The organism is Corynebacterium ciconiae DSM 44920 (assembly GCF_030440575.1).
GTDB classification, from domain to species: Bacteria; Actinomycetota; Actinomycetes; order Mycobacteriales; family Mycobacteriaceae; genus Corynebacterium; species Corynebacterium ciconiae.
Genome location: NZ_CP047189.1, coordinates 974378 through 997277 on the forward strand (window position 1 = coordinate 974378; position 22900 = coordinate 997277).

Genomic DNA, 22900 nt, shown 5'->3' on the forward strand with positions numbered 1-22900 from the left:
GAGTCCTCTGTGGCTAGTCGTGAAAAGATCGACATCCGTCTTGTTGGTGTGGATGGGTCCGTGTGGGATTTATCCGGCCGGCGGGGCGGGACGCAGGGGGTGTGGCTCGACCGAGCCCACACGGGGTTTATCACTGATACCCCTGTGGAGACGGTGTGGCAGTCGTCTGTTGGTCAGATCGGTGGCACTTTTCGTGGAATGAATTTCGCGCCGCGTGAGATCACGCTGCCGGTGATGGTGCTGGATGATAAGTCCCGCGCGTGGCAGGAAACGGATTCTCAGTGGAGGCGCGCTTGGTCGTATCGTGAGGATTCGATCCTGCAGGTGATGTCGGGTGATTCGGTGCGGTCACTGCGGGTGCGGCTGAAAGCGACTCCTGAGCAGAAGCTGGAAGAGTCCTCGGGGCAGGAGCGCGGCGCGTCTTTGATGCTGATGCACCTGATCGCTGGGGATCCTCTGTGGTCGTCGGAGACGGTCACGGAGCCGTGGATTTTCGATGGGGTGCATTGGACTGGAAACGTCACAGTGACGAATCCAACCGATATGCCTATGTGGTTGAAATGGACGGTGACGGGGCCCGCGTCGATCATCCTTCCGGATTTTAGTTTCGAGTCGCGGCCCGGCTATCCGGGCTTTGATCAGCAGCGCCGCCGTATCGTTTTGCCGCATCTTCGATACAGGTGGGATGCGGTGGTGGATTCTGATCCCACTCATGAGCAGCTTGCGGTGGTCGGTAAGCCGAATTTCTGGATGTTGTTGGAGAAGCCGTTCCTGTATCCGGTGCCGCCGCGTACCCCGCCTACGGAGTTGCCTTTGGCGGTCAACCCGTTGCCGCTTCTGCCGGAGGTGTGGAAGCGGCTGGATATCCCGTTTGAGATTCCGGTCGAGTTTTTAGTGAAGATGGCCGAGATTCTCGAGCGGATCCTCACCGGTATCGGGCTTGAAACGCTGGAGCAGTGGTCTGCGGATGGGATCGCGATCCGTACCCGTAAAGCCCTCGAGGAGGCCGCCGAGTGGGCGAAGGACAAGGGTATCGCGGGGGAGTGGCTATCCACACTCCTGCGGGTTTTGTCGAAGTCCAAGCTCGCAGAGTTGATCGGTGAGGCGTGGGGGCATGCGTGGGGATCGGCGTTCAATATGCCTGGCGCGGGTGTGCAGGTGCGTATGGAGCGGCGCTGGACACGGCCGTACGGTTTGGAATAGGAGGCCATGATGGCTGGTGATGCGCTTCGCAAGCTGGATGATCACCTGTCCGAGGTGTATGCGCAGGTCGATTATGAGCGTCAGGCGCGTGCCGCGCAGCGTGTGTGGACCCCGTTGGTGCGCTTGTGGGATGGTGACTGGAACTTGCGCGGTGTTGTGTCCGGCGCGCTCGATATGCAGTGCGAGTGGAAGTACAACGAGGTGGGGGCGGCGTTTATCACGCTGCCCTACGACCATCATCTAGCCCGTTGGGCGTTGGATCATCGTGGTCGTGACACTAAGAACATTCATGTGACTTTTGACCGGTCGCTGGATGGGCAGGACGCCCGCTGGGGTGGGCGCTGCCAGTCGGTCACTTTGGTGAAAAACGCGGACGGCACCCGCCATGTCGAGCTGAAGTTCTTGCATGATTTGAAAGAGCTGGAGCACATCCTCGTGTGGCCTAACCCGTTTCTGCCGGCGGGGGTGCAGTGGCCTAAGGCGTTCGCCCTTGCGGGGCCGCTGAAGACGATTCTGAAAACCACGCTGCTCGTGAACCTGATGCGGCTGCACGGTAACCTTTGGCAGTTGCCGGATGATCCGTTGGATCCGAAAACGTGGGTGGAGGGCCTCACCCCGTGGAACTGGTCGATCGTGGTCGCGCCGGGCTCAATTTTGCTGGATGATTCCCAGTGGGGCGTGATCTCTTCACGGATGAAGAGTTTCATGGAGGTGGCCGCGCCCGCGCTGGATGATGCGGGGCTGATGCTTACTTGCCGCCGCTGGCTGCATGGGGATCCTAAGCCGAAGGGCTGGATTGGGCCTATGCGGCAGGGGCAGCTCGTGGTGGATGTCGAGGACAAGTCAGGGGTGTTTGAGCAGACCGCGATTGGTGGCACGATTTTTGGCGGCATGGTCCGCACCGTAACCAAGCTGGCAGACAATGTGATTGATGATGTGGTCACGGTGGTGGCGAACCCCACGGTGCCGGTTGAGCACGCCGTCTCACGTTTCCTCGGCACTCATCCGCGCTACCCGTGGGTTGTTTTTCGCGACGGGGACTTTACGCCCGTGGAGTCTGGGTCGTGGACGTGGCAACCGGCGACGGTGGGGCAGATCACCGCTGGTGGTAGAAGTGCCCCCGGTGTTAATACCGCTGTATCCATGGTGACGCAGTTGGTGGGGAATCTGGTGGGCAGTGTGTTTTTGATGCCCGCCGCCGGCGGTATCGTCGACACCGCCTTAAAGCCCCTGTATGAGGATGTTTTTCTGGCGTTCGGCAGTGTGAAAAGTCCGCTGCGCACCATGATGGCCGGATGGTCCTACTATCACGAAGGATGGGCTGAGGGGGCGGAATCGGCGTGGAGTTTCAGTGGCCTTGTGGCTATGCGGGAGGCGTTTTACAAGACCCGCGCCCGTGATTTCGCGTCACTGTCCATCAATGATGGCGCGCCCTACATCATCGCGGATCAAGGTCGTGGCCACATCTGGGTAGGGGACAGGGCCGGTGTGTGGCTCGAGGGAATGCCGAATGGTTATTACCCCGTGCTGCGCATGTCTCAGGTCGTGATGTCGTGCACGCGGGATGAGCCGGTGAAACTCGTGGCCTCGTTCGGTGATCCGCGCGCCGATCAATCCCCGCTGGCTAGGTTGTTTGGCCAGTCGAAGCAGGTGTTCGAAACGCTGAAAGAGCTAGGAGTGTGGGCATGATACCGATTCATCAAGATAAGGCCGACATGTCGGATCCGGAGCAGCATTTGGGGTGGGCGTTGGCGTCTATCCCGCCGGCGGATTTCGCTGAGGATCAGCCGAGTCTGGTGTTCCCGCTGCTATACATTCCGTGGTTTTCCCGCTTTCTCTACATGTGTGGGTTTCGTCACCACGCTGAGCTGCAGACGGTGGAGCAGGTGGTGGATGAATCATCTCCGATCCGTAACGCCGGTGTGGCGTGGCGCCCGAAGGATGGATCATCCGAGAAGTCGGCCGGTGATGTGGATCTGACATGGCTTAGCGACGAGCAGGCCGAGGCGCTGCTGGATGCTCTGCAAGAAAGGCTGGGACGATGACAGCACCGCATGGTACACAGCCGGATGGTTTTATTGGCGTGAGCGGGCTGCATGCTATGCAGCAGATGACTGAGGAGGATGTGAAGCGCCGCCTCACAGCCCCGCTGCAGGGCGCGGTTGATGAAGCGCGCGGCAAATTCCTCGAGGGGTTGAAGGCGCATGTGTTTGCTCCTCTGGCTGCGATTTTCCGTGGGGAGAAGCCGGCGGGTTTGGCGGATGTTGCTGATGCTTTTCAGGACGGGCAAGAGGCGCTGCGTAACCGGCTGGATTTGTTGGATGGGGTTCGTGGCTATGCGCAGGCCTATATGTCGAAGAATGTTAATGGGGCGTGGGGGTCGGATAATACGCGCGCGTTGCCGTTTGATGCCCCGCTGGGGCCTTCACGCGGCGCGCATGTTGATGCCCGTAAGGGCGGGATCGTGCTGGATGAGAAGGGTTTGTGGACGATCTCTCTTTTTGTGACGGCCCGTTGGACTGCCTATTCGTCGTCGTGGCTGGATACCGATTCGGTGCGTGTGACGCTGCGGGTTCACCGGCCCGATGGGCGGGTGTATTCGGAGAAGAAGTTGCAGTATTTGGCTGGTAAATCGGCTGTGACGCCCACGATCTCGGTACCGGTAGTGGTGGACCAGCCCGGCTTCTACACCTCAGTGGAAGCGTACTCGTCCCGCTGGCGCTGGTGGGACGGGGGCACGCGTTTTTCGTCACTCGCAGCAGTGAAACACGACCACAGGGCGATCAATCCGGGCACGGATACGGTGCCCGACGAGAAGGAGCAGTAATGACGATCCTTGTATGCGATTTCCGCTCTATCGTGGGGGATGCGGTGCATGGCACTGTCACGATCGAGTCGGCGGTGGATAGGCCCGCGCAGCAAATACCTGGCGCGGTCATCACCCCCGTGCGTGAGGAGTATCCGCTGCGTGACGGGCAGTGCATCATTGATGATATCGACCCGGGGCCGGTGGTGCTTGAGCTATCGGCCGAGGGCGTGTTTCGCCGCTGGGAGATTAATATTCCCGAGGACGGCAGGCACCAGTTTTCCACGATGCTGGAGGATCAGGTTCAGTGGACGCCCGCGATTTTATCGCAGGTGCAGGAGCTAAATGCTGAGATGGCCCGCTACGCAGCGGCGGCTGGTAAATCGGCCACAGCAGCAAAGCAGGCAGAGACACGCGTAGCGGCCGTCGTGGCTGATGGCGCTGGCGCTTTACGCGTGGAGATCGCGGGAACGCTGCGTGAAGTTGATGAGCGCCTTGCGGCAGCAGCACGGATGAGGGATGAATCCCGCGCCGCTGTCGTGGAATCTACCCGCCAAGCCGATAGGTCCGAGAAGGCCGCAGATCGAGCCGCCGAGGACGCCCGCGCCAAGATTTCCCCACTCGTGGAACAATCCCGCGTGGATCGGGCGGCGGTGGAGGCCACAGCAGAACGCGTCGACGCATCCGCTCTAGCGGCCGCAGGTGACGCCGCAGCGGCACAGGATGCGCGCGGTGAAGCAGTCGATGCCGCAACCCGCGCCGGATACTCGGAGCAAGCCGCCGATAGGCACCGTGCACGCGCGATGGATGCCGCCGATACGGTGGAAGCATCGAAGGAGCATATCGACGCCGCCGAGGAGCGCGTGAACACTTCCCGCGATACGGCTGTGGATGCGGCGCGCCGGGCCGAATCGAGCGCCGATAGGGTGGATGTACACGAGGCCACTTCCCAGCAGTTAGGGCTGGTGAAGCTTGCTGGTGATTTGGCTGGTACGGCTGAGTCCCCGCAGGTGCCGCGCCTGTCTGAGCTGGATGGTAAGGCCGAGAAGACCCATGGACATGACGTCTCCGAGGTGGCTGGTTTGTCGGATGCTTTGGCTAAGCGTGCTCTGCGTGAGCACAGGCATCTGACTTCGCAGATTGATGGGCTGGATGGGGTGTTGGCCGGTAAGGCTGATACGGCCCATAAGCACAGCATGTCTGATGTGACTGGTTTGTCGGAGGCTATCGCTGGGCGCGCTGAGCGCTCGCATACGCACCCGACTTCGCAGATCACTGGGCTGGATGCTGCTTTGAAAGCAAAGGCCGAGCAGTCCCATAAGCATGTAAGTGCTGACATCTCGGATAGCACTGGGTCTATTTCTGCAGCTAACGTAGGAAAATCAATCAAGATTGAGTCTCCCAGCGGCACCAATGACGGGTACCTTTGGGTATCCGATAATGGGGTGCTTTACGTAAACAAGGGTGCGCTCGTGATCGCGAGTGAGGCTGAGGGTAAGCAGTACGGTACGCCGTCTGAATGGCATCACATCACTAACAAGAAGTACGTGGATGATTCCACGCAGCATGCGTCGTGGTCGAGCTCGCGGGTGTCTTTTAGAGATAATGGCAGCATTCGGCTTGGGTCCGGCGGCGGGGAAACCTATAAGTGGCGCGTGGATAGAGGCCGCTTTGAGCTTTACTTCGACATCCGCTGGGGGCGTAACGCGTCTAGCGGCGGGGGAGAAGTCAAGATCAAGATTCCTGTCAAAAACGCCTCCGGTATTGAGGCTATCGGTACGGGGTCTTATTGGTCGTCCGTGGGGAATTTCGGCTTTGTCATCACCCCTACGGTGGAGCCGAAGTCTAACGAGGTGAAGTTTCTCGTCGCCCACCACGGGGATACTTCAACGATGAAGCTGTTCAGGCTCTGGGACGGCAGAAATGGCAGTGGCACCGGAATCCCGGGCAACCCAGGATTCCGATTGGACGAAAATGGCAGTTCGATCAAGGGCATGATTAGCTTCCCCGCGTAGAAAGGACTCGCCTTGGCGACTTTGATTTGTGACGTGCGCTCCATCGTGGGCCGGCCGGTTCAGGGAACTGTGACCGTGTACGCCGATGCGGCGCGTAAGCACAGCTCCGAGGATGCGGTGATCGTCGGTGTGCGGGAAACTACAGCCCTCGTAGACGGCCAGTGCACCATCGAGAATATCCAGCCCGGCGCGGCTGTGGTGATCGTCGATGGTCAGGGGGTGCGGTTGACGCTGCGGCCGGTTATCCCCGATGGGGAGGTGAAGCTGTCCGAGGTGCTGCAGACGGTGGATTCTCCGCCTGTGGGTGTGTTGGATGATTTGCTGCGGCGTGTGGCCGTGCTCGAGGAGAGGATTAAGGAATGAGTGAGTTAAAGACGCTATCGATTGATGAGCTGTACCAGCTGCGCTCCGATATTGATGTGGAGCTTCGCCGCCGTGAGGCGCAGCCCCTCATCGACGAAGGACGGCAAGAACTCGTCGATGAGTTGTGGGCCGCTCACCCTGATTTGCGGCCTGAGTATGCGGTGTCGTGGGGTGATGACGGCATGGACGCGCCGGCGTGGGTCAAGCCCAGTTCGCCTGCGCAGGGTTACCCCATTGGTGCTGTCGTGTCCCACGGTGGTCATGTGTGGGTGTCGGAGCTGGCGATGAATACTGAGGAGCCGGCGGAAAGTGATTGGTGGACTCGGCGTGATTTGCTGCCCGGCCCGGAGGATGTGATCGACGTGGAGCTTGAGCCTGATGAGCAGGGTGATTTCGCGCCGGTAGACGATCCATACCGGCTGCCAGAGAGCAGTCCTGATGATGGCCCCGCGCCTATCGAGGAGCCGTATCGGCTTCCCGAAACAAGCCCAGAAGACCCCGCCTAGCGCGGGGTTTTCGCATAGAAACAAGGAGAATAAACGATGGCTACGGTCATTGACTATGCGGCTCGGTCGATATCGGCGGCCGCTATTCGTGACGCTGGGCATCTCGGCGCGGTGAGATACTGCTCCCCGCCGCGTGAAGCGTGGATGAAGGCCAAGCCTGTGTCTGCGCCGGAGATGCAGGAGCTTAAGAAGCACGCGCTGGATGTGGCGTTTGTGTGGCAGTACGGCGGCGCGAACAACCCCGATGTGATGCGTGGTGCCCGCGGCGGAGAGTTGGATGCCAAGGCGGCCGATGAGCAGTTGAAAACGGTGCGCCGTACCGGCTATCCGGTGTTTTTCGCCGTCGATTTCGACATCACGCTGGAGCAGTGGAATTCCGTTGCTGTGGAGTATTTCCGCGCCGCGTGCAAGGTGCTGGGGCGTGACCGCGTCGGTATCTACGGGCATTCGCGGGTGTGTGATTGGGCGCGCCAAGACGGGGTGATTGGCTCCGCCGGTGGAGGGAAATTCCTGCAGTGGCAGACCACGAGCTGGTCCCGCGGTGCGGTGTCGCCGCACGCGGTGTTGCTGCAATCTACCCACAACGTTACCGGCCCTGACGGGGTACAGGTCGACGTGAACCAAGTGCTGCACCCCTACTGGGGCCAGCACCCACCCAGCTTAAAGACAACTAACACGCCCCCGCCCAGTGCGGGGGCTTCGCATAAAAGGAGTGATGGGAACGTGTTGAAGCCACAGCACGGCAGACGTGGAGACCCCGTATGGCTCCCCGAGGTGTTACGCGCATTCGGGGTGCAGGTACGTGAAATGCCCGGCTGGAAACAGTGGGGAATGGGCGACTTCGACAATATCGAAGGAGTGGCCTGTCACCACACTGCTGGTGCGGCCACCTCTGCAGAGTACATTGCACGCAACCCGATGCTCGGCCACGGGCTATCGAGCCAGATTCACCTAGCGCGTGATGGTGTGGTGACGCTGTGCGGAGCGGGTATCGCTTGGCATTACGGCGCTGCTGATTCTTGGGCGAATGTGCCGCAGATTTTCAAGGGATATGTCACTCGCAAGTCGAATGGTAAGCCTACCTCGTTCACGGCCGCGAATGCGCTGATGATCGGTATCGAGGCGGTCAACAAGGGCGACGGCACACAACCGTGGCCGGAGAAACAACTGGACGCCTACGCCCGCACCTGCGCCGCGATTTGCTGGTTCCTCGGCTTGCCTGTGTCCCGCGTGATCGGACATAAGGAGGGCGCGCCCTCCCGAAAGATCGATCCGAACTTCGACATGGATGCCTTCCGCCGCCGTGTCGACGTGCATATCAAAAACCCCCCATTCCTTAACTCCCCGAAGGAGGCCCCCATGGCTATGCCACGGATCATTACATCCCTGATCAATCCGAAGGTGAAGTTCCAAGATGACTTCATGCTGTCGATTATTGACGCAACCTGCTGGAAGAACCACGCGCTGCTGCGCAAACTGTGCGAGGAATCCAACCTCGACCCCGATCAAATCATCAACGACGCTATCGCCGCCGACCGGGCGAAGCAGTAACAGAAAGAAGGAATAACTATGACTCTTGATTCTATCCGCGCCGCTGTGCCCGCCAGCTATCGCGGCACGCTGTACGCCGTGGTGGCCGCCGTAGCACCGGCCCTGATCGCGTGGGGCGTGCTCGGCGAGGAGCAAGCCGCCGCTGTGGTGGGTGTCGCGACCGCTGCGGTGACGCTGCTGTTTGCCGTCATCCACTCCACGAGCAGCGTACGCACCGCTGTTTATGGTGTGATCGCGGCCGTGACCGCCGCGCTTGCCGTGTGGGGCTACGGGGATCCCGCCCAGTGGGACACGATCCTAGCGATTGTCGCCCCCGCGCTGGGTATGGGTGTGGCCGCCGCTAACACCCCCGCCGGCGAGGACTACACCGCCGCACACGCCGCCGAATAACAGGAGGTCACATCATGCCGATCGAGCATTTACCTCCCCGCTGGAGGCGCGTAGCCAACCGCGTACGGAGCTGGGCTATGACCGACAGCGCCGTGATGATCATCCTCGGTATCGGCATGATCCTGCGCGGCTGCTCCTACGTGCCAGTGGTGCTCGGCGCCCCGCCCAGGTCCGGTAGCCACCCCGTGGAGTTCATACTGGACATTCAGCAAATCGGGTGGGCGTGGATCGTTATTGGTCTAGTCACATCGGTGCTGGCGTTCATGCACCATCCACGCCTTGATGCGCTCTTCCTCGGCCTTGCAGTGGGCCTGCACGTGATGTGGGGCGGCTCATTCGTTTTTGCAACAATCACGGGTGGATCCCCGCGCGGATGGGTCTCCTCCATCTCGTATTTCATGGTCGCAGCGATTGTGATGTGGGCTGTGTGGCGCGGAAAGCGCGGCGACATGCCCTCCGATAGAGAATGGGGGATGCATGGGTGAGAGCATGCTGGCGCTGGCCGGGACCTGTGTGATCGCGCTTGCGACGATCTGGTCCACGCGCGTCACTCAGAAGACCAAAAGGCATTCGGATGATCAGTCCAGCCAGGCAGATCAGATCAAGTGGTTGTCCGAGGAGGTGCGGAAAATGCGGACTGATTTGGATGAGGAGATCAGTAAGCGGCGCGCCTCGGAGTACCAGAATCACCTTCTGAAGCTTGCGCTACGGGACCATATCGCCTTCGTTGATGAAGTGGCGGTGTGGATCGAAAAGGGTGCTGTGCCGCCGCCGCCGGACCCGCCGTCCCCTGAACTGCGCAAACTACTAGAAACAGACTGAAATTAGCCCCCGCCGGGTAGGTCACATGGACCGCTTGGCGGGGGCTTTTTCTCGTGTTTTAGGTCTTCTACACCTGTGAGGCCTTGATGGTGATGCGCTCGATTGGGGTGTCCCATACTCGCGCGGCCATTCCTGCGGCGATTTCCTCAGTGACTTCGCGGCGCTCTGGGGCGTCTTCCCCCTCGTCCAGCGTGAAGGTGGAGGGGTCTGCCCAGTACACCTCGGGCCAAAAATCGGCGGCGAGGTCTTTATCGCCGAAGATGTCGTTCTCGGCGATGATCTGCTCCACCAGCCCGTCGAGGCTGCTGTCAGTCAGGATCTGCTCGCCGGCGCCGTCGATCTGGTGGGTCCAGCGAATGATCATGGTGTAGGTGGTGCTCATGGTGGGGTTCCTTTCGGTGTGTTCCTTTTTGCTTACACCTTCATATTACACAACATGTAGGTTGTAGTACAACATATGGGGGCGTGATGTGTGCCACATTTAAGATTTATTCTTCAGGCGATACACCTGCGTACTCGTCAACCCACTAGCCGCGATGATGTCCGTGCCGCGCGCACCAGCGGCAAAAGCATCACGAATCGCCTTATCCCGCTGCCACCGGGCCGCCTTCAGGGTGTCCTCGGCCTGCTCTACCTCCCGTGAAAGGTCCTCCACTAGCTCCAGCTCCCGGCGCGCCATGTCACCGCTCTCGTGGGCATTCTTCACCGCCTCGATGAGGAAGTCCCGATCATCGTCCGAGATGTCGTCACGGTCGATCGTGGTGCTGTCCGTCTTCTCTATCTGGGAGATGTAGTTTTCCACCGACTCTGCTGCGGCATGCTCATCCATGCCGTACTTGCCGGAGATGAAATATGCGATGTCCTGCGCGTCCATGGTGGGGTCCTTTCTTGGTGGTTGTGTTTGTCTTTAGGCGGCGTAGGCGAGGGGCTTGAGTTCGTCGATGAGGGCCGAGGCTTCGCGCACCGTCATGGCGTCGAAGTCCACCTCGCGGGTGTCGCCAGCCTTGGCGAGCAGCGACTGGATGTAGGAGCGCTGCTTCTCGGTGGGCTTAGCGGTGCTCTCTAACGGCGCGTTCTTGACCGGGGCGGCGAGCAGTGCCTCGATAATCTTGGAGGCCTCCCAGCTGGTGCAGGCACCCTCAAGCGCGGCATCGAGGTCTAGGCGCGGGTAGAGCTGCATGTCTACTGTCATGCCTTCGCCGTCTTGGTAGGCGCCGGTGCGGCGTGCCAAGGAGGCGATGAAGCTCTGCTGCTTGGGGGTGATGATCTTGGCCATTGGTGTGGTCCTCTCTGCTGGCTGTTTTCCTTGCCTTACATCTATAAGGTTACACCACATAGACGTTGCACCACAACATGCAGGGGTGTGGTGTGTGTCACACATAATAGGGCTACACATCCCCGCCCCGGCGCGCCCCTCGATCCCGCAAAAATCCCGCAAGCAGTGTGGGAGCCACAGGAATCACAGGACTAGTGGGACTAATGGCACTCTCTTGACCAGCGGAAATGACAGCACCGCAGGTAGGGGAATCAAATCCCTTATACTTAGACATTGTAACTGGCAGCCACACTGATCTTGGCACCACTCGTGCGGGTGCCGATTCCGTGGCTGCCGCTGTGGTGGAGGGGTGGGGATGGGGTGGAGGTGAGCGTCGATAAGCGCAGTGCAGAAGATGGACAATCTGCCTTTAAGAGTGGAACGTAGTGTTCGGGAACCTTCGGAGGGGTTCGGGCGTTAAAGCTAGTGTAAGGCCCCACACCACGAGCCACCGGCGGGAGCGAGGCATCGTGACTGCCGCAGAATTTTATGGGTGGCGCAGCGCCGCTCGAGCACAGACAAGAAGTTGGTAGATACTGCTATGACATCCCCCGCGAACAACGTGAAGGCGATGGCGATGAAGAAGCGCCCGGAAGGCTGGCCGGTTGCGAGCTTTGACAGCTACGACAAAGCCCAAGCCGCCGTGGATATGCTCTCTGACCAAGAGTTTCCCGTTAAGGACCTCACCATTGTTGGGGTCGATCTCATGGAAGTTGAGCGCGTCCAAGGCCGCCTGACTTGGGGCAAAGTCCTGTTAGGAGGTGCCGTCTCTGGCGCGTGGGCAGGTCTGTTCTTTGGGCTGCTCTTCGGTCTGTTTTATGAAAACTGGCTGGTGCCGCTACTTACCGGCGCGGTCCTCGGCGTGATCTTCGGGCTCGTTTCCGTGAGTGTTCCTTATGCCGCATCGAAAGGTAAGCGCGACTTCGCCTCCAGTACCCAGATCGTGGCCGGCCGCTACGACATTCTGTGCGAGCCGCACACTGCACGCCAAGCGCGTGACTCCATTGCCCGCTCCGAGATCGTTCGGCCCCGCAGCAACGCCCGTGGCGAGTGGCCGCAGCACGGCGGTGCGGCTCAGCCAGAGCACCAGCACCAGCACCAGCCGCAACACCCGCAGCCGCAGCAGAGTGGATGGCCGCAGAATGGCGGGTGGCAGCAGCCTCAGCAAGCACCGCAACAACCGCAGCAGCCGGAGCAGCCTGTGCAGCCGAGGCAGCAACCGCAACAACCAGAACAGGGCAGCGGATCTGGGGAGCCACATGACGCCCCGGAGTTCCCGCGAGGCTAAGCGGCCTGCATGTCTTTTCTAGCCACTGGCGTGTCCGCCAAGGTCTAGCACCTCACGGACTTATAGCCAGTGGTTTTTCTTGAGTACCCACCACATCAGCACCACTGCGGCGATCATGATGCCGAGCACAATGTAGTAGCTGTACTCATAGTGCAGCTCCGGCATGTGATCGAAGTTCATGCCGTACACGCCGGCGATCATTGTGGGCAGGGCGGCCATGCCGACAAGCGCGGAGATTTTGCGCATGTCTGAGTTCTGCTGCATGGTCACCTTCGCCACTGCGGCATCGATCAAGGCGGTAAGTCGCTCGTCGAGGGAGGCAATGGTGTCGGCGGCGATGAGCTGATTATCCAGCACGTCGCGGAAGTAGGACCGGAGCGGCTTTGTCAGCACATCCTTGTGGTTTTGGGTGAGGATGCGCAGGGCAGTGCTCAGCGGATCCACCGAGTGCCGCATCTCGAGGATCTCTCGCTTGAGCATGTAGATCTGGGAGATATCGATGGGGGAGTTCGGGGTGAAGACTTCTTCTTCGATTTCATCCACGTCGGTGGTCAATTCCCCAGCGATGCGCACATATTCGTTGACCACCAGATCCGACAGCTGCCACGCCATGGCCACCGGCCCCAGCTCGAGCTGCTCGGCCCACTCATCGAGTTCGCGGCGCCAGCGCTTGAGCCCGGTAAGAGGCCCGTGGCGGATCGCAATAATAAAGTTCGGGCCGAGAATCATCTGCAGCTCGCCGGTCTGGATGATTTCCTTAGCATCACGAACCCGCTCATGCTCTTGGTAGACCACGGTGCGCAGCACGAAAAACAGCTGATTATCGTAGCGTTCCACCTTGGGGCGCTGATGGGCTGTCACCGTGTCCTCCACGATCAGCTCATCCACCCCGTAGATCGCGGCGATGTGTTCCATCTGCTGCTCGTCGGGCTCGGCGAGCTCGAGCAACACATAGCAGTCCTCGTGCTCGTTGGCGTAGTGCAGAGCATTTTCGTAGGAGAACTCCTGGTTCAGCTCTCGACCGTGAGAGATCACGCGACACCGATCCACTGCCCGTTCCACGGGCACGCGCAGGCGGGACCCCACCGGGCGCGCGGGGGCTTCATCGCGGGAACCGCTCTTGCGCGGCAGACGAATCGGACCAACCATACGAGAACCTCCTAGACTCACACACACCACCGAGGTGTTGACCGCAGGCAAGTGTACCGCTGTACTGGGTTATTTCGGCAATTCCGCGCCGCCACGGGCGAGCAGAATAGCTGCGCTAGAATCAGCGGTGGTGTGCCGGCGTTCGCGCCAGCGTGCGCTTATCGACGCCACCTCGGCCCACCCCACCCTATTTTCCTAGCTAGATTGGCCTGCTTGCACCATGACCGTGACAATGCCCCGGCAGTTTCACCGCCTTGCACCCGCCGCCGCTCGGATGGGACGCACCGTGTGTGCCCTCGGGTTAGTGGGTGTGATTGCCAGCGGCTGTGTTGCTGAGCCGCATCGCGAGGTCAACGAGGTGGAAGTATCGCCAGTGCAGGTGATGGTGGATTCCTCGGATCAGGAGCAAGTGATCATGGGGGAGCTGTACTCGCGTGCACTCGCTTCGAGGGGACGCCAAACATTTGTGGACTTTGAATACGATCTCGGCACGGCGGAACGCATCCAAGCGGTAGAAACCAATCACGCCGATGTGGTGGTGGTCTGCATCGGCACGGCCCTCGAAGCACTTAATCCAGCCCGCGCCGAGGAGCTGTCGGCGGAGTACACCGCCAAGATCGATTCTGGAGAGATCACTCCCACAGACATCGACTTCTCAGAGACAGTGCTCGATAGCTTGCTTGGTTCCTTGCCGCGCAACGTGCACAACTCAAATTTCTCGCCCACCCACGGCTGCGCCGAAAGCGAGGAACTCGCGCTCCCGCAAAATATCATCGCCCTCTACCAGCGACCGTTGCTCAACCGTAAGGAATGGGACAAGCTGAACGTGGTCAACGGTGCTATCTCCGAGGCTTCGCTCAAAGAGATCGCCGAGGAGCTGAAAAATGGTGAGGACCAGGACGAGGTGTACACCACCTTCTTGTCCTCTAATAGGGTGCTCTCGAGCGGCGCTGATTAAAAGCTACTACGCATCAGAGTTGTGGCAGCAGGGCTCGTGCCTGCGAGCAATCGCCGCAGATGCGGCGTTGCTGTAGCGAGCAGCGAATTTCTCGCCTACAAGCATAAAAAAATCAGCCCCAAGAACCGAAGATATTCGGTGCCTGGGGCTGATGCGTAGTCTCCGCTCAGTGCGGGCTGGCCACTAGTCGGCGAAAGCCTCGTTGATCAGTTGCTTCTGCTCGAACTGGTGCACCTTAGCCATACCGGTGGAGGTAGAGGCCTGGGCGCGGCGCGAGACGCGGCGCAGCTTCGGCATATCCGGCAGCAGATCCGGCAGATGCAGAGCCAAGAACGGCCAGGGGCCCTGGTTGGCGGGCTCGTCCTGCACGAAGCGCACTTCCTTGGCGTTCGGGTAGCACTCGAAGGCGTCACGCAGACGGTTGTGCGGGATCGGGTGCAGCATTTCCATACGCACGATAGCGACATCGTCACGGCCGTCGTCGGCGCGGCGCTTTTCTAGGTCGTAGTACACCTTGCCGGAGCACAGCAGGATGGTGGTGACCTTCTCCGGATCGCCCAGCTGCTTGCCCTCGCGATCGAACTGGTTGGGGTCGTTGATCACGGACTGGAACTTGGTGACCTCGGTGAAGTCCTCCACTGAAGAGACAGCGGCCTTGTTGCGCAGCATGGACTTCGGGGTGAAGACCACGAGCGGACGGTGCAGGTCGCTCAATGCGTGGCGGCGGATGAGGTGGAAGTGGTTGGCCGGGGTAGTCGGCTGCGCCACAGTCATGGTGCCCTCAGCGCACAGCTGCAGGAATCGCTCGATGCGGGCGGAGGAGTGGTCCGGTCCTTGGCCCTCATAGCCGTGGGGAAGCAGCAGGATCAGCTTGGAGAGCTGGCCCCACTTGGCTTCACCGGAGGAGAGGTACTGATCGATGATGGTCTGGGCGCCGTTAGCGAAGTCGCCGAACTGGGCCTCCCACGCAACCACGGCATCCAAGTTGCCCACGGAGTAGCCGTACTCGAAGCCCATGCCGGCGAACTCGGTCAGTGCCGAGTTGTACACCATGAACTTGCCCTCGCCCTCTTCGCGGGCGACGTGGTCGATCGGGTTGTACTCCATGGCGGTGTTCGGATCGAACATCACCGCGTGACGCTGGGTGAAGGTACCGCGGCGGGAATCCTCACCGGCAAGGCGCACGGTGCGCTCAGCACCGATCGCTAGAGAACCGAAGGCGAGCAGCTCGCCCCAACCCCAGTCGATGCCACCCTCCTTGACGGACTGGGCGCGCTTCTTGGCCACCGGCTTAACGCGCTTGTGGATCTCGAAGCCCTCGGGCACGTTGATGTAGGCTTGGCCCATCTCTACGAGCTCTTCGCGAGTGATGGAGGTGTCCAAACCGTGTGGCAGCTCCTGCGAGGAGGTAATGCCTTCCTGTCCGGAGGCGTCGCGCTTCTCGGCCTCCTTGACCTCGTTGAACACAGACTCCATCTGATCGTGGAAGTCGCGGGCCGCGGCCTCGGCGTCGTCCTTGTTCAGATCGCCACGACCAATCAGATCCTGGGTGTAGCGGGCGCGCACGGTCTCGCGGCCGTCGATGAGCTCGTACATCTTCGGCTGGGTCATCGACGGATCATCGGCCTCGTTGTGGCCGCGACGGCGGTAGCAGATGAGGTCGATGAAAACGTCCTTGCCATAACGACGGCGGTACTCGGTGGCCAGCTGGCCCACCCAGTACACAGCCTCGGGGTCGTCGCCATTGACGTGGAAGACTGGGCAGCCGTAGGCCTTGGCCAAGTCGGTGGCGTAGTGGCTGGAACGGCCCGAGTCCGGGGTGGTGGTGAAGCCGATCTGGTTGTTCACCACGATGTGTACGGTGCCGCCAACGGTGTAGCCGCGCAGCTGCGCCAAGTTCAGGGTTTCCTGCACCACGCCCAGACCGGCGAAGGAGGCGTCGCCGTGCAGCAGCAGCGGCATGACAGAGAAGCCAGCCTCGCCCTTGTCTAGGATGTCCTGCTTGGCGCGGGCAATGCCCTCCATCACGGGGTTCACGGCCTCGAGGTGCGAGGGGTTAGCGGTGAGCGAGACCTTGATCTCGCCCTCGCCAAACATCTGGATGTGCTTGCCCTCGGCGCCAAGGTGGTACTTCACGTCGCCGGAGCCACCAGCGGCGGCCGGGTCGGCGTTACCCTCGAACTCGTTGAAGAGCTGGGCGAGGGGCTTGCCCACGATGTTGGCCAGCACGTTCAAGCGGCCGCGGTGGGGCATACCGATAACAACCTCGTCCAGGCCTTGGCCCGCGGCGGTGTCGATCGCGGCATCCATCAGCGGGATGAGGGACTCAGCGCCCTCGAGAGAGAAGCGCTTCTGGCCCACGTACTTGGTCTGCAGGAAGTTCTCGAATGCCTCGGCGGCGTTGAGCTTCTGCAGAATGTACTTCTGCTGGGCCACGGTGGGCTTGGGCATGCCGGCCTCAAGGCGGTCCTGCAGCCACGTGCGCTCATCATTGTCCAGAATGTGGGTGTATTCGGAGCCCACCTTCAGGGTGTAGGCGGCGCGCAGCTTGGTCACGACCTCGCGCAGAGTCATCTTCTCGCGCTGGTCGAAGCCACCCACGTGGAAGGTGCGGTCCAGATCCCACAGGGTCAGCCCGTGAGACTCCAGCTGCAGATCGGAGTGATCCGGAATCGGCATGCCGGGCTGGTGCCAGTTGAGCGGGTTGACATCGGCGATGAGGTGACCGCGAGAGCGGTAAGCCTCGATCAGCTGCATCACGCGGGTGTTCTTGTCCACCCCAGTGTTGGGCAGATCCTGACGCCACCGGATCGGGGCGTAGGGCACGCACATGCAGGTGAAGATTTCGTCCCAGAAGGTGTCATCCACCAGCAGCTGAGACATGGTGCGCAGGAATTCGCCGGACTCGGCGCCCTGAATCACACGGTGATCGTAGGTAGAGGTAATGGTCACGAGCTTGCCCACGCCCAGCTCGGCGAGGCGATCCTCGGAGGCGCCAGCGAACTCGGCCGGGTAATCCATCGAGCCCACACCCACGATGAGACCCTGACCCTTGGTCAGGCGCGGCACAGAGTGGCGGGTGCCGATACCACCCGGGTTGGTGAGGGAGACGGTGATGCCCTGGAAGTCCGGCATCTTCAGCTTGCCGGTGCGGCCACGCTCGACCACGTCTTCGTAGGCCTCTACGAACTGCTTGAAGTCAAGGTTCTCGCACTCGGCGATCTTGGCGACCACCAGGGAGCGCTCTCCGCCCTTACCCACCATGTCAATGGCGAGACCAAGGTTAATGTGCTCCGGCACCACCAGATTCGGCTTGCCGTCGATCACCTCGTAGGAGTTATTCATATCGGGGTGCGCCATGATGGCCTTGACCATGGCGTAACCGATGATGTGGGTGAAGGAGATCTTGCCGCCCACAGTGCGCTTAAGGTGATTGTTAATAACCGCGCGGTTTTCAAACATCAACCGAGCCGGCATGTCGCGCACCGAGGTGGCGGTCGGCAACTCGAGGGAGATGTCCATATTCTTTGCCACGGCCTTGGCAGCGCCCTTCAGCGGGAAATTGCCGGACTCGGGGCTGTCCTGAATCTTGGTCAGAGGCGACTGAGCGGCCTTGCGCTGCTTCTCCTTGGTGGCCTTGCGGGCCTGAGCGATCTCCATATTGGGATCAATCGCTGCTTTGCGGGCCTTCTCAGCGATGGGCTGGGGCTCGCTGTGCTGGGCCTTGTTCTTCGGACCGGCGGTGTTCTTAGGCGCTGCGGGGGCCTTAGGGCCGGAGCCCTCGGTGTCCTTAGGGGCAACCTTCTTGGAGCTCTTGGACGAGGAAGCGGGGGTGTTCTTGGGGGTGGGCTCTGCGGGGCTGCCCTCCTTCTCGAACAGCTCGCGCCATTCCTGGTCTACGGAGGAGGGATCCTCCTGGAACTGCTGGAACATCTGGTCTACCAGCCATTGATTTTGGCCGAAAGTACTAGCGCTGCTCACGGCAGGTGCTCGCCTCATTTCCTTGGGGTATTGGGTGATTCATACACAGTTTAGTGGTATTAGACCAGACTAACCGTGGCGGACCCCATTTGTCGCCTAAATCTGGGCGGAAATTCCATCGCTCGGGTGCGAGATCTGACCACCGCGCAAGCGACTGTGAGCGGGCTAACCACCCAAGGCACCATGCCCAGTTTTAGGAGGAAGTCCACATGCGCCAGTAGGTTCCCTTTTGGTTGAGCAGATCCTCGTGGGTGCCGTCCTCGATGATTGTGCCGTGATTCATCACGATGATCCGATCCGCCCTAGCGGCTGTGTTTAAACGGTGCGCCACCACCACGCTGGTGCGGGTGTCGGTGACTCGATCGGAGGCCTGCAGAATGGTGTTTTCGGTGGCGGGGTCCACGGTGGCGGTGGCCTCATCGAGCAGTAGCAGTGCGGGCTGGGTGAGCTCTGCACGGGCCAAGGCGACGAGTTGGCGTTGGCCGGAGGATAGGCCATGGCCTTTCTCGCCGACGCGTGCGTGAAAGCCGCCCTCGATCCCGGCAATCGCGGTCAATGCACCCACCCGAGCGGCTGCTTCAGTGATCTCCTCACGGGTGGCGTCGGGACGGCCGTAGGCGATGTTATCGGCGATCGTGCCACTAAACAGGTGCGCCTCTTGGGGCACCATGCCGAGCTGGGCGCGCCACTCGCGTAGCGGGAAATCACGGATGTCGATGCCGCTGGCCCGGACCGCCCCGAGACGGGGATCATAAAACCGCGCCGCAAGCTTGATGAAGGTGGACTTTCCGGCGCCGGTGTGGCCCACAACCGCCACGGTGCTTCCAGGTTCGAGCTCAACCGAGAGGTGTTCAGTGACCGCGGGAGCATCTGAGGTGTAGCTGAAGCTGACGTCGTCGAGTGCCAACGCGCCGGTGGCGGCGCGGGCGGCGTCGTCCCGCGTACCGGTGGAGACCACGCTGGGGGTTGTGCTGAGCAGGTCCCGGATGCGAGTGAATCCCACTTGGGCCTGTTGGTAGCTGTCGAAAACCTGGGAGAGCTGCTGGATCGGACCAAACAGGGCGCCGAGATACATGGCGAATGCAACGAGCACACCAGCGGAAATCTCGCCATCGCGCACCATGACAGCACCCCAGCCCACCACGGCCGCCTGGGCGAGCTGGGAGATCATATTGATGCCTGGGAAATAAAGAGATACTGCGGTGTGTGAGGCGATACGCAGCCGCTTGTACTCCGCAGCCTTGGCGCCGAAGTGGGTGAGGGTGCGCTCCACCGCGCCGTGCATTTGGCTGGTGCGTAGTGCGCCCACGGATTCTTGGAACTCGGCGTTCACGGCCGACACTTGTTCGCGGCTGCGCCGGTACAGCCGCGAGGAAATGTGGCGAAAGACCACGGTGGCTAGAGCCACGATCGGCAGCGCACACAACGCCACCAGCGACAGCGTGAGGTTGGTGGCCAGCAGCATCACCATGATTCCCACCACTGTGCTCAGCGCTACCACGGTCTGCGCGAGTCCAGTCTGGAGAAAGGAGCTGAGCGCATCAATATCGGTGGTCATGCGGGTCATGATGGTGCCGGAGAGGGTGCGCTCGAAGAAATCCATGGACAGCCGCAGAATGTGGCGGAAAGAGCGCACGCGCAACCCGTAAAGCAGGCGCTCTCCGGTGCGGGCGGTGACGATGGTTTGCGCCATCGCTGCAGCCCAGCTGAGTAGAATCATGCCGAGACCCGCTACGGCCACCAGCGCCAAGGTGCGGCGACTGCCTTCAGACACGCCATGGTCGATGGCATAGCGGATGAGGGTGGGCAAAGCGATGTCAGCGAGCACTCCGAGGATAAGCAGCACAATGCTGACCACGATCAGCCCTCGCACCGGGCGAAAGAGCCGCGTGAGGCTGAAGCCTTCCTCGGATTCATCCACGGCGATCTGAGGTTGTTCGGTGGCCTTGGGCAACTGGTCGATATCGGCGGCGAGCCTGGCGTTGAGTGGCTGAGACATCAACGCCCCGCGTCCACTAATGGCCGTGGTTTGGGAAGCGGCGATCGTGCTGCGCCCTAGGCGGTCATTCGTATCGGGTGCCTGTGGCCACAGCAGCTCGTCGCTGGGGCGTTCGTCCGAGTCGAAGGGCACAGGCCCATTCTCATCGCTGCGCTGCTGGAAGCCGAGATCCATCAGGTGTGCAAACTCGCGATTGTTGGAGATCTCCTCCAGGCTGCCGCAGGCGGTCACTCGGCCGCGATCGACAAGTGCCACCTTATCGGTGAGCTCCAAGGTGGAGGCGCGGTGCGCGATGGCGATGATCGTCAGCTCTGGGTAGTGGCGTTTGATGCCCTCATAGATTGCGGCTTCGGTAATCGCGTCGATAGCGGAGGTGGCATCGTCTAACACCACCACATCGGCGCCGCGAGCCAGAGCGCGGGCGAGGGCAATACGCTGACGCTGACCGCCCGAGAGATCGAGGCCTCGTTCATCGAGAACGGTGTCGAGCCCATCCTCCAGCTCGTCGACAAACTCTGCGGCGCAAGAGGCGTCGAGGGCCGTGCGGAGAGCTTCGTCCGAGATGTCGGCTCCCACGGTGATGTTTGCGCGAATCGAATCGGAGAACAAAAAAGGCTCGTCGAAGACGATGGCCACCCGTTCACGCAGTTCGGCGCGAGAGAGATCCCGTAGGTCAAAGGAGGTAGAGGTGGCGTCGATAAGCGTAATGCTGCCTGAATCGGGATCGTAGAAACGCCCCATCAGCTGAGCGAGCATGGTCTTTCCGGATCCACCCGGGCCCACGAGTGCCATGCGGGTGCCTGGAGGAACATGCAGGGAGATGCCGTTGAGAACTGAAGCCCCGCCGTCAGGCTGACGGAAGTAGACATTATCGACAGCGAGGCCGAGCCTGCGCGAAGGGAGGCTGACAGGATCGCGCGGTTCGGGCAAGGTGGGGCGTTGGTCGAGGACATCGAAGACCCGCTCGACCGAAGAAAAGCCCATGTAAATGCGCATGAGCATGCCGCTGGAGACGCGAGCCAAGCCGGTTAATGAGACGAGATAGGAGGAGAAAGTAACAAAAACTCCGAGAGTAATGGTGCCGTTGAGTACGAGTAGGCCGCCACAGGCCACGTTGGCCACCAGTGCTAGCTGCGGGAGCCGCTCGATGAAGGGGATATAGCGGGCGGTGAGGTGAGCCACGCGCATGCGCAAGGAGAACAAGCGGCGGCTCGCCGTGGCGAGGTTGTGGCTTTCGCGATCTTCTTGGCCAAAGGCCTTGACCACGCGAATGCCGCTGACGGCCTCTTCCACATGGCTTGCCACCTCCGCAGCTTGTTGCTGGGCAGTCCACGTAGCCGCGTAGAGCGGGCGCCGAGTGAGCACGGCGGCACACAGCACCACCGGAAGCGAGACCACCGCGATCAATGCAAGAAGGGGAGAGAGCCACATCATCACGGCAAGCTCGGCAATGATCTTCACCACCGCGCCGAGAGCCATGGGGGTCATGGCCAGAATGCCCTGGATTTGGTTGAGATCGGAGATCGAGCGGGACACCACCTCGCCGGTGCGGATGCGATCGTGGCCCGGTCCGTCGAGGCGAGAGAGCGCGGACAGGATGCGAACTCGGAGCAGATACTGCACGGAGATAGATAAACGCCCTGCCGAATAGCGGCGCCCTGCTTGGAAAACTAAACGAATGACCGCGGCAAGAACGAGCGAAATCACCACGATTCGAAGCGTGTCAGCCGTGCCGGAGACACCGAAGGGGGCGAAGAGGCCGCTGTGGCCAACGAATTCCGTCCACGAGGTAGAAGATCGCGCCCCGGTGGCGATATCTACCGCATTGCCAGTAAGAAGCGGCACGCTCAGCTCCACCACCACCTCGGCAAGGGTGCAGGCGAGAGCGAAAATCGTGACTGATTTCAGCTCCCACGCGGTGCTGAGCAAACGCCGCAGCGCCGGAAAAGCCTGCATCTGCTCGGCGGTATCGGTGGAGGAAGACGAGGTCTGGGCACTCGCACGGCTCGCTGAACTCTCCGCAGAACGTGCGCTTGGGGATGTGTTCATGGGTGCTAACTCCTCATTCTTCGCCGAGAATACCGCCAAACAGAAGGTGCCGAACGGCTTAGTGTGCGCTGACACGCCAACGCTGATAGCAGTGGTTGACACGCAACGCTGCCACTCGCTCGCTGCCGCCCCAGGGCCGCCAAAGTGCGCTTAGTCTCCGCGCGATCAGTCGGCATTCCGCCGCAACGATGCGCGACGTAGCCCGGAAGCTCGGATCCTGCTGGGCCGCAACGCATAAGGAAAACCCCGCCACCTATCTCGACCGACATGAATATTCGGGCGATCCACAGGAGGCGGGGCGTGGTGCTGTGTTGAGCTGGTCAGCGGTGCACCGTCGGATCTGGTGGTCCTAGGCCACGGCTTTATGCTTTGCCGTCGGTGGCGTCCTTCTTCTTCGGTACGAAAGGAAGTTTACGCACAGTCCCGGACACGCCTCCAGCAACCCCACGAGCAGCGCTGGCCACTCCGCCGCCCACGGTGCCGGCGGTGGAGGTGATGCGCTCCC

Annotated in this window: 18 protein-coding genes and 1 pseudogene; 13 read left to right on the forward strand and 6 right to left on the reverse strand. The window is 61.1% G+C overall.

Annotated elements, in window-relative coordinates:
* Window positions 1-9: 9 nt before the first annotated feature.
* The 11 genes from CCICO_RS04370 to CCICO_RS04420 all read left to right on the forward strand — a co-directional run bounded on the left by CCICO_RS04370 (window position 10) and on the right by CCICO_RS04420 (window position 9656).
* Entirely contained in the window at window positions 10-1203 is a 1194-nt protein-coding gene (locus tag CCICO_RS04370) for a hypothetical protein (RefSeq protein WP_301354961.1), read from the forward strand.
* 6 nt (window positions 1204-1209) lie between these two features.
* Window positions 1210-2892 (forward strand): Gp37-like protein, encoded by a 1683-nt coding sequence (locus CCICO_RS04375; RefSeq protein WP_301354962.1) that lies wholly within the window; start codon window positions 1210-1212, stop codon window positions 2890-2892.
* On the forward strand, window positions 2889-3248 hold the full coding sequence (locus CCICO_RS04380) for a phage gene 29 protein family protein (RefSeq protein ID WP_301354963.1): 360 nt from the start codon (window positions 2889-2891) through the stop codon (window positions 3246-3248). The genes CCICO_RS04375 and CCICO_RS04380 overlap by 4 nt, the downstream gene beginning before the upstream one ends.
* Window positions 3245-4030, forward strand: a complete 786-nt coding sequence (locus CCICO_RS04385) for a hypothetical protein (protein ID WP_301354964.1) — start codon at window positions 3245-3247, stop codon at window positions 4028-4030. Before CCICO_RS04380 ends, CCICO_RS04385 begins: the two co-directional genes overlap by 4 nt.
* Window positions 4030-6024 (forward strand): phage tail fiber repeat family protein, encoded by a 1995-nt coding sequence (locus tag CCICO_RS04390; RefSeq protein WP_301354965.1) that lies wholly within the window; start codon window positions 4030-4032, stop codon window positions 6022-6024. Before CCICO_RS04385 ends, CCICO_RS04390 begins: the two co-directional genes overlap by 1 nt.
* A gap of 12 nt (window positions 6025-6036) precedes the next feature.
* On the forward strand, window positions 6037-6387 hold the full coding sequence (locus CCICO_RS04395; protein ID WP_301354966.1) for a hypothetical protein: 351 nt from the start codon (window positions 6037-6039) through the stop codon (window positions 6385-6387).
* Window positions 6384-6893: a hypothetical protein gene (locus tag CCICO_RS04400; protein ID WP_301354967.1), complete on the forward strand. Its 510-nt coding sequence runs from the start codon at window positions 6384-6386 to the stop codon at window positions 6891-6893. Before CCICO_RS04395 ends, CCICO_RS04400 begins: the two co-directional genes overlap by 4 nt.
* 36 nt (window positions 6894-6929) lie before the next feature.
* Window positions 6930-8444, forward strand: a complete 1515-nt coding sequence (locus CCICO_RS04405) for a glycoside hydrolase domain-containing protein (RefSeq protein ID WP_301354968.1) — start codon at window positions 6930-6932, stop codon at window positions 8442-8444.
* Between the two features lie 18 nt (window positions 8445-8462).
* Window positions 8463-8834 (forward strand): phage holin, encoded by a 372-nt coding sequence (locus CCICO_RS04410; RefSeq protein WP_301354969.1) that lies wholly within the window; start codon window positions 8463-8465, stop codon window positions 8832-8834.
* Window positions 8835-8911: 77 nt separating this feature from the next.
* A complete protein-coding gene (locus tag CCICO_RS04415; RefSeq protein WP_301354970.1) occupies window positions 8912-9319 on the forward strand; it encodes a hypothetical protein in 408 nt (135 codons plus the stop codon).
* Window positions 9312-9656, forward strand: coding sequence for a hypothetical protein (locus CCICO_RS04420; protein WP_301354971.1), 345 nt, complete (start codon window positions 9312-9314; stop codon window positions 9654-9656). The genes CCICO_RS04415 and CCICO_RS04420 overlap by 8 nt, the downstream gene beginning before the upstream one ends.
* Window positions 9657-9723: 67 nt before the next feature.
* Here CCICO_RS04420 and CCICO_RS04425 read toward each other — a convergent pair whose 3' ends face one another.
* From CCICO_RS04425 to CCICO_RS04435, 3 genes are all read right to left on the reverse strand, one after another.
* The gene (locus CCICO_RS04425; RefSeq protein WP_301354972.1) at window positions 9724-10038 is read right to left on the reverse strand and encodes a hypothetical protein; all 315 of its coding nucleotides are present in this window, start codon (window positions 10036-10038) and stop codon (window positions 9724-9726) included.
* Window positions 10039-10137: 99 nt separating this feature from the next.
* Window positions 10138-10530 carry a hypothetical protein gene (locus tag CCICO_RS04430; RefSeq protein WP_301354973.1) on the reverse strand — a complete coding sequence of 131 codons (393 nt, stop codon included), beginning with the start codon at window positions 10528-10530 and terminating at the stop codon, window positions 10138-10140.
* A gap of 33 nt (window positions 10531-10563) precedes the next feature.
* Window positions 10564-10932: a hypothetical protein gene (locus CCICO_RS04435; protein WP_301354974.1), complete on the reverse strand. Its 369-nt coding sequence runs from the start codon at window positions 10930-10932 to the stop codon at window positions 10564-10566.
* A gap of 580 nt (window positions 10933-11512) precedes the next feature.
* Here CCICO_RS04435 and CCICO_RS04440 point away from each other — a divergent pair.
* A pseudogene (locus tag CCICO_RS04440) lies at window positions 11513-11980 on the forward strand (YflT domain-containing protein); the annotation flags it as partial.
* 339 nt (window positions 11981-12319) lie between these two features.
* On the opposite strand, the gene CCICO_RS04445 reads toward CCICO_RS04440, so the two are convergent.
* The gene (locus tag CCICO_RS04445) at window positions 12320-13408 is read right to left on the reverse strand and encodes a magnesium and cobalt transport protein CorA (protein WP_018020045.1); all 1089 of its coding nucleotides are present in this window, start codon (window positions 13406-13408) and stop codon (window positions 12320-12322) included.
* A gap of 220 nt (window positions 13409-13628) precedes the next feature.
* Here CCICO_RS04445 and CCICO_RS04450 point away from each other — a divergent pair, with 220 nt between their 5' ends.
* Complete coding sequence (locus CCICO_RS04450) at window positions 13629-14366, forward strand: hypothetical protein (protein WP_156809872.1); 738 nt, start codon at window positions 13629-13631, stop codon at window positions 14364-14366.
* Window positions 14367-14549: 183 nt separating this feature from the next.
* Here CCICO_RS04450 and CCICO_RS04455 read toward each other — a convergent pair whose 3' ends face one another.
* Window positions 14550-18347, reverse strand: coding sequence for a multifunctional oxoglutarate decarboxylase/oxoglutarate dehydrogenase thiamine pyrophosphate-binding subunit/dihydrolipoyllysine-residue succinyltransferase subunit (locus CCICO_RS04455; RefSeq protein WP_018020043.1), 3798 nt, complete (start codon window positions 18345-18347; stop codon window positions 14550-14552).
* A gap of 193 nt (window positions 18348-18540) precedes the next feature.
* Complete coding sequence (locus tag CCICO_RS04460) at window positions 18541-22302, reverse strand: ABC transporter ATP-binding protein (RefSeq protein ID WP_026161503.1); 3762 nt, start codon at window positions 22300-22302, stop codon at window positions 18541-18543.
* Window positions 22303-22900: the final 598 nt, after the last annotated feature.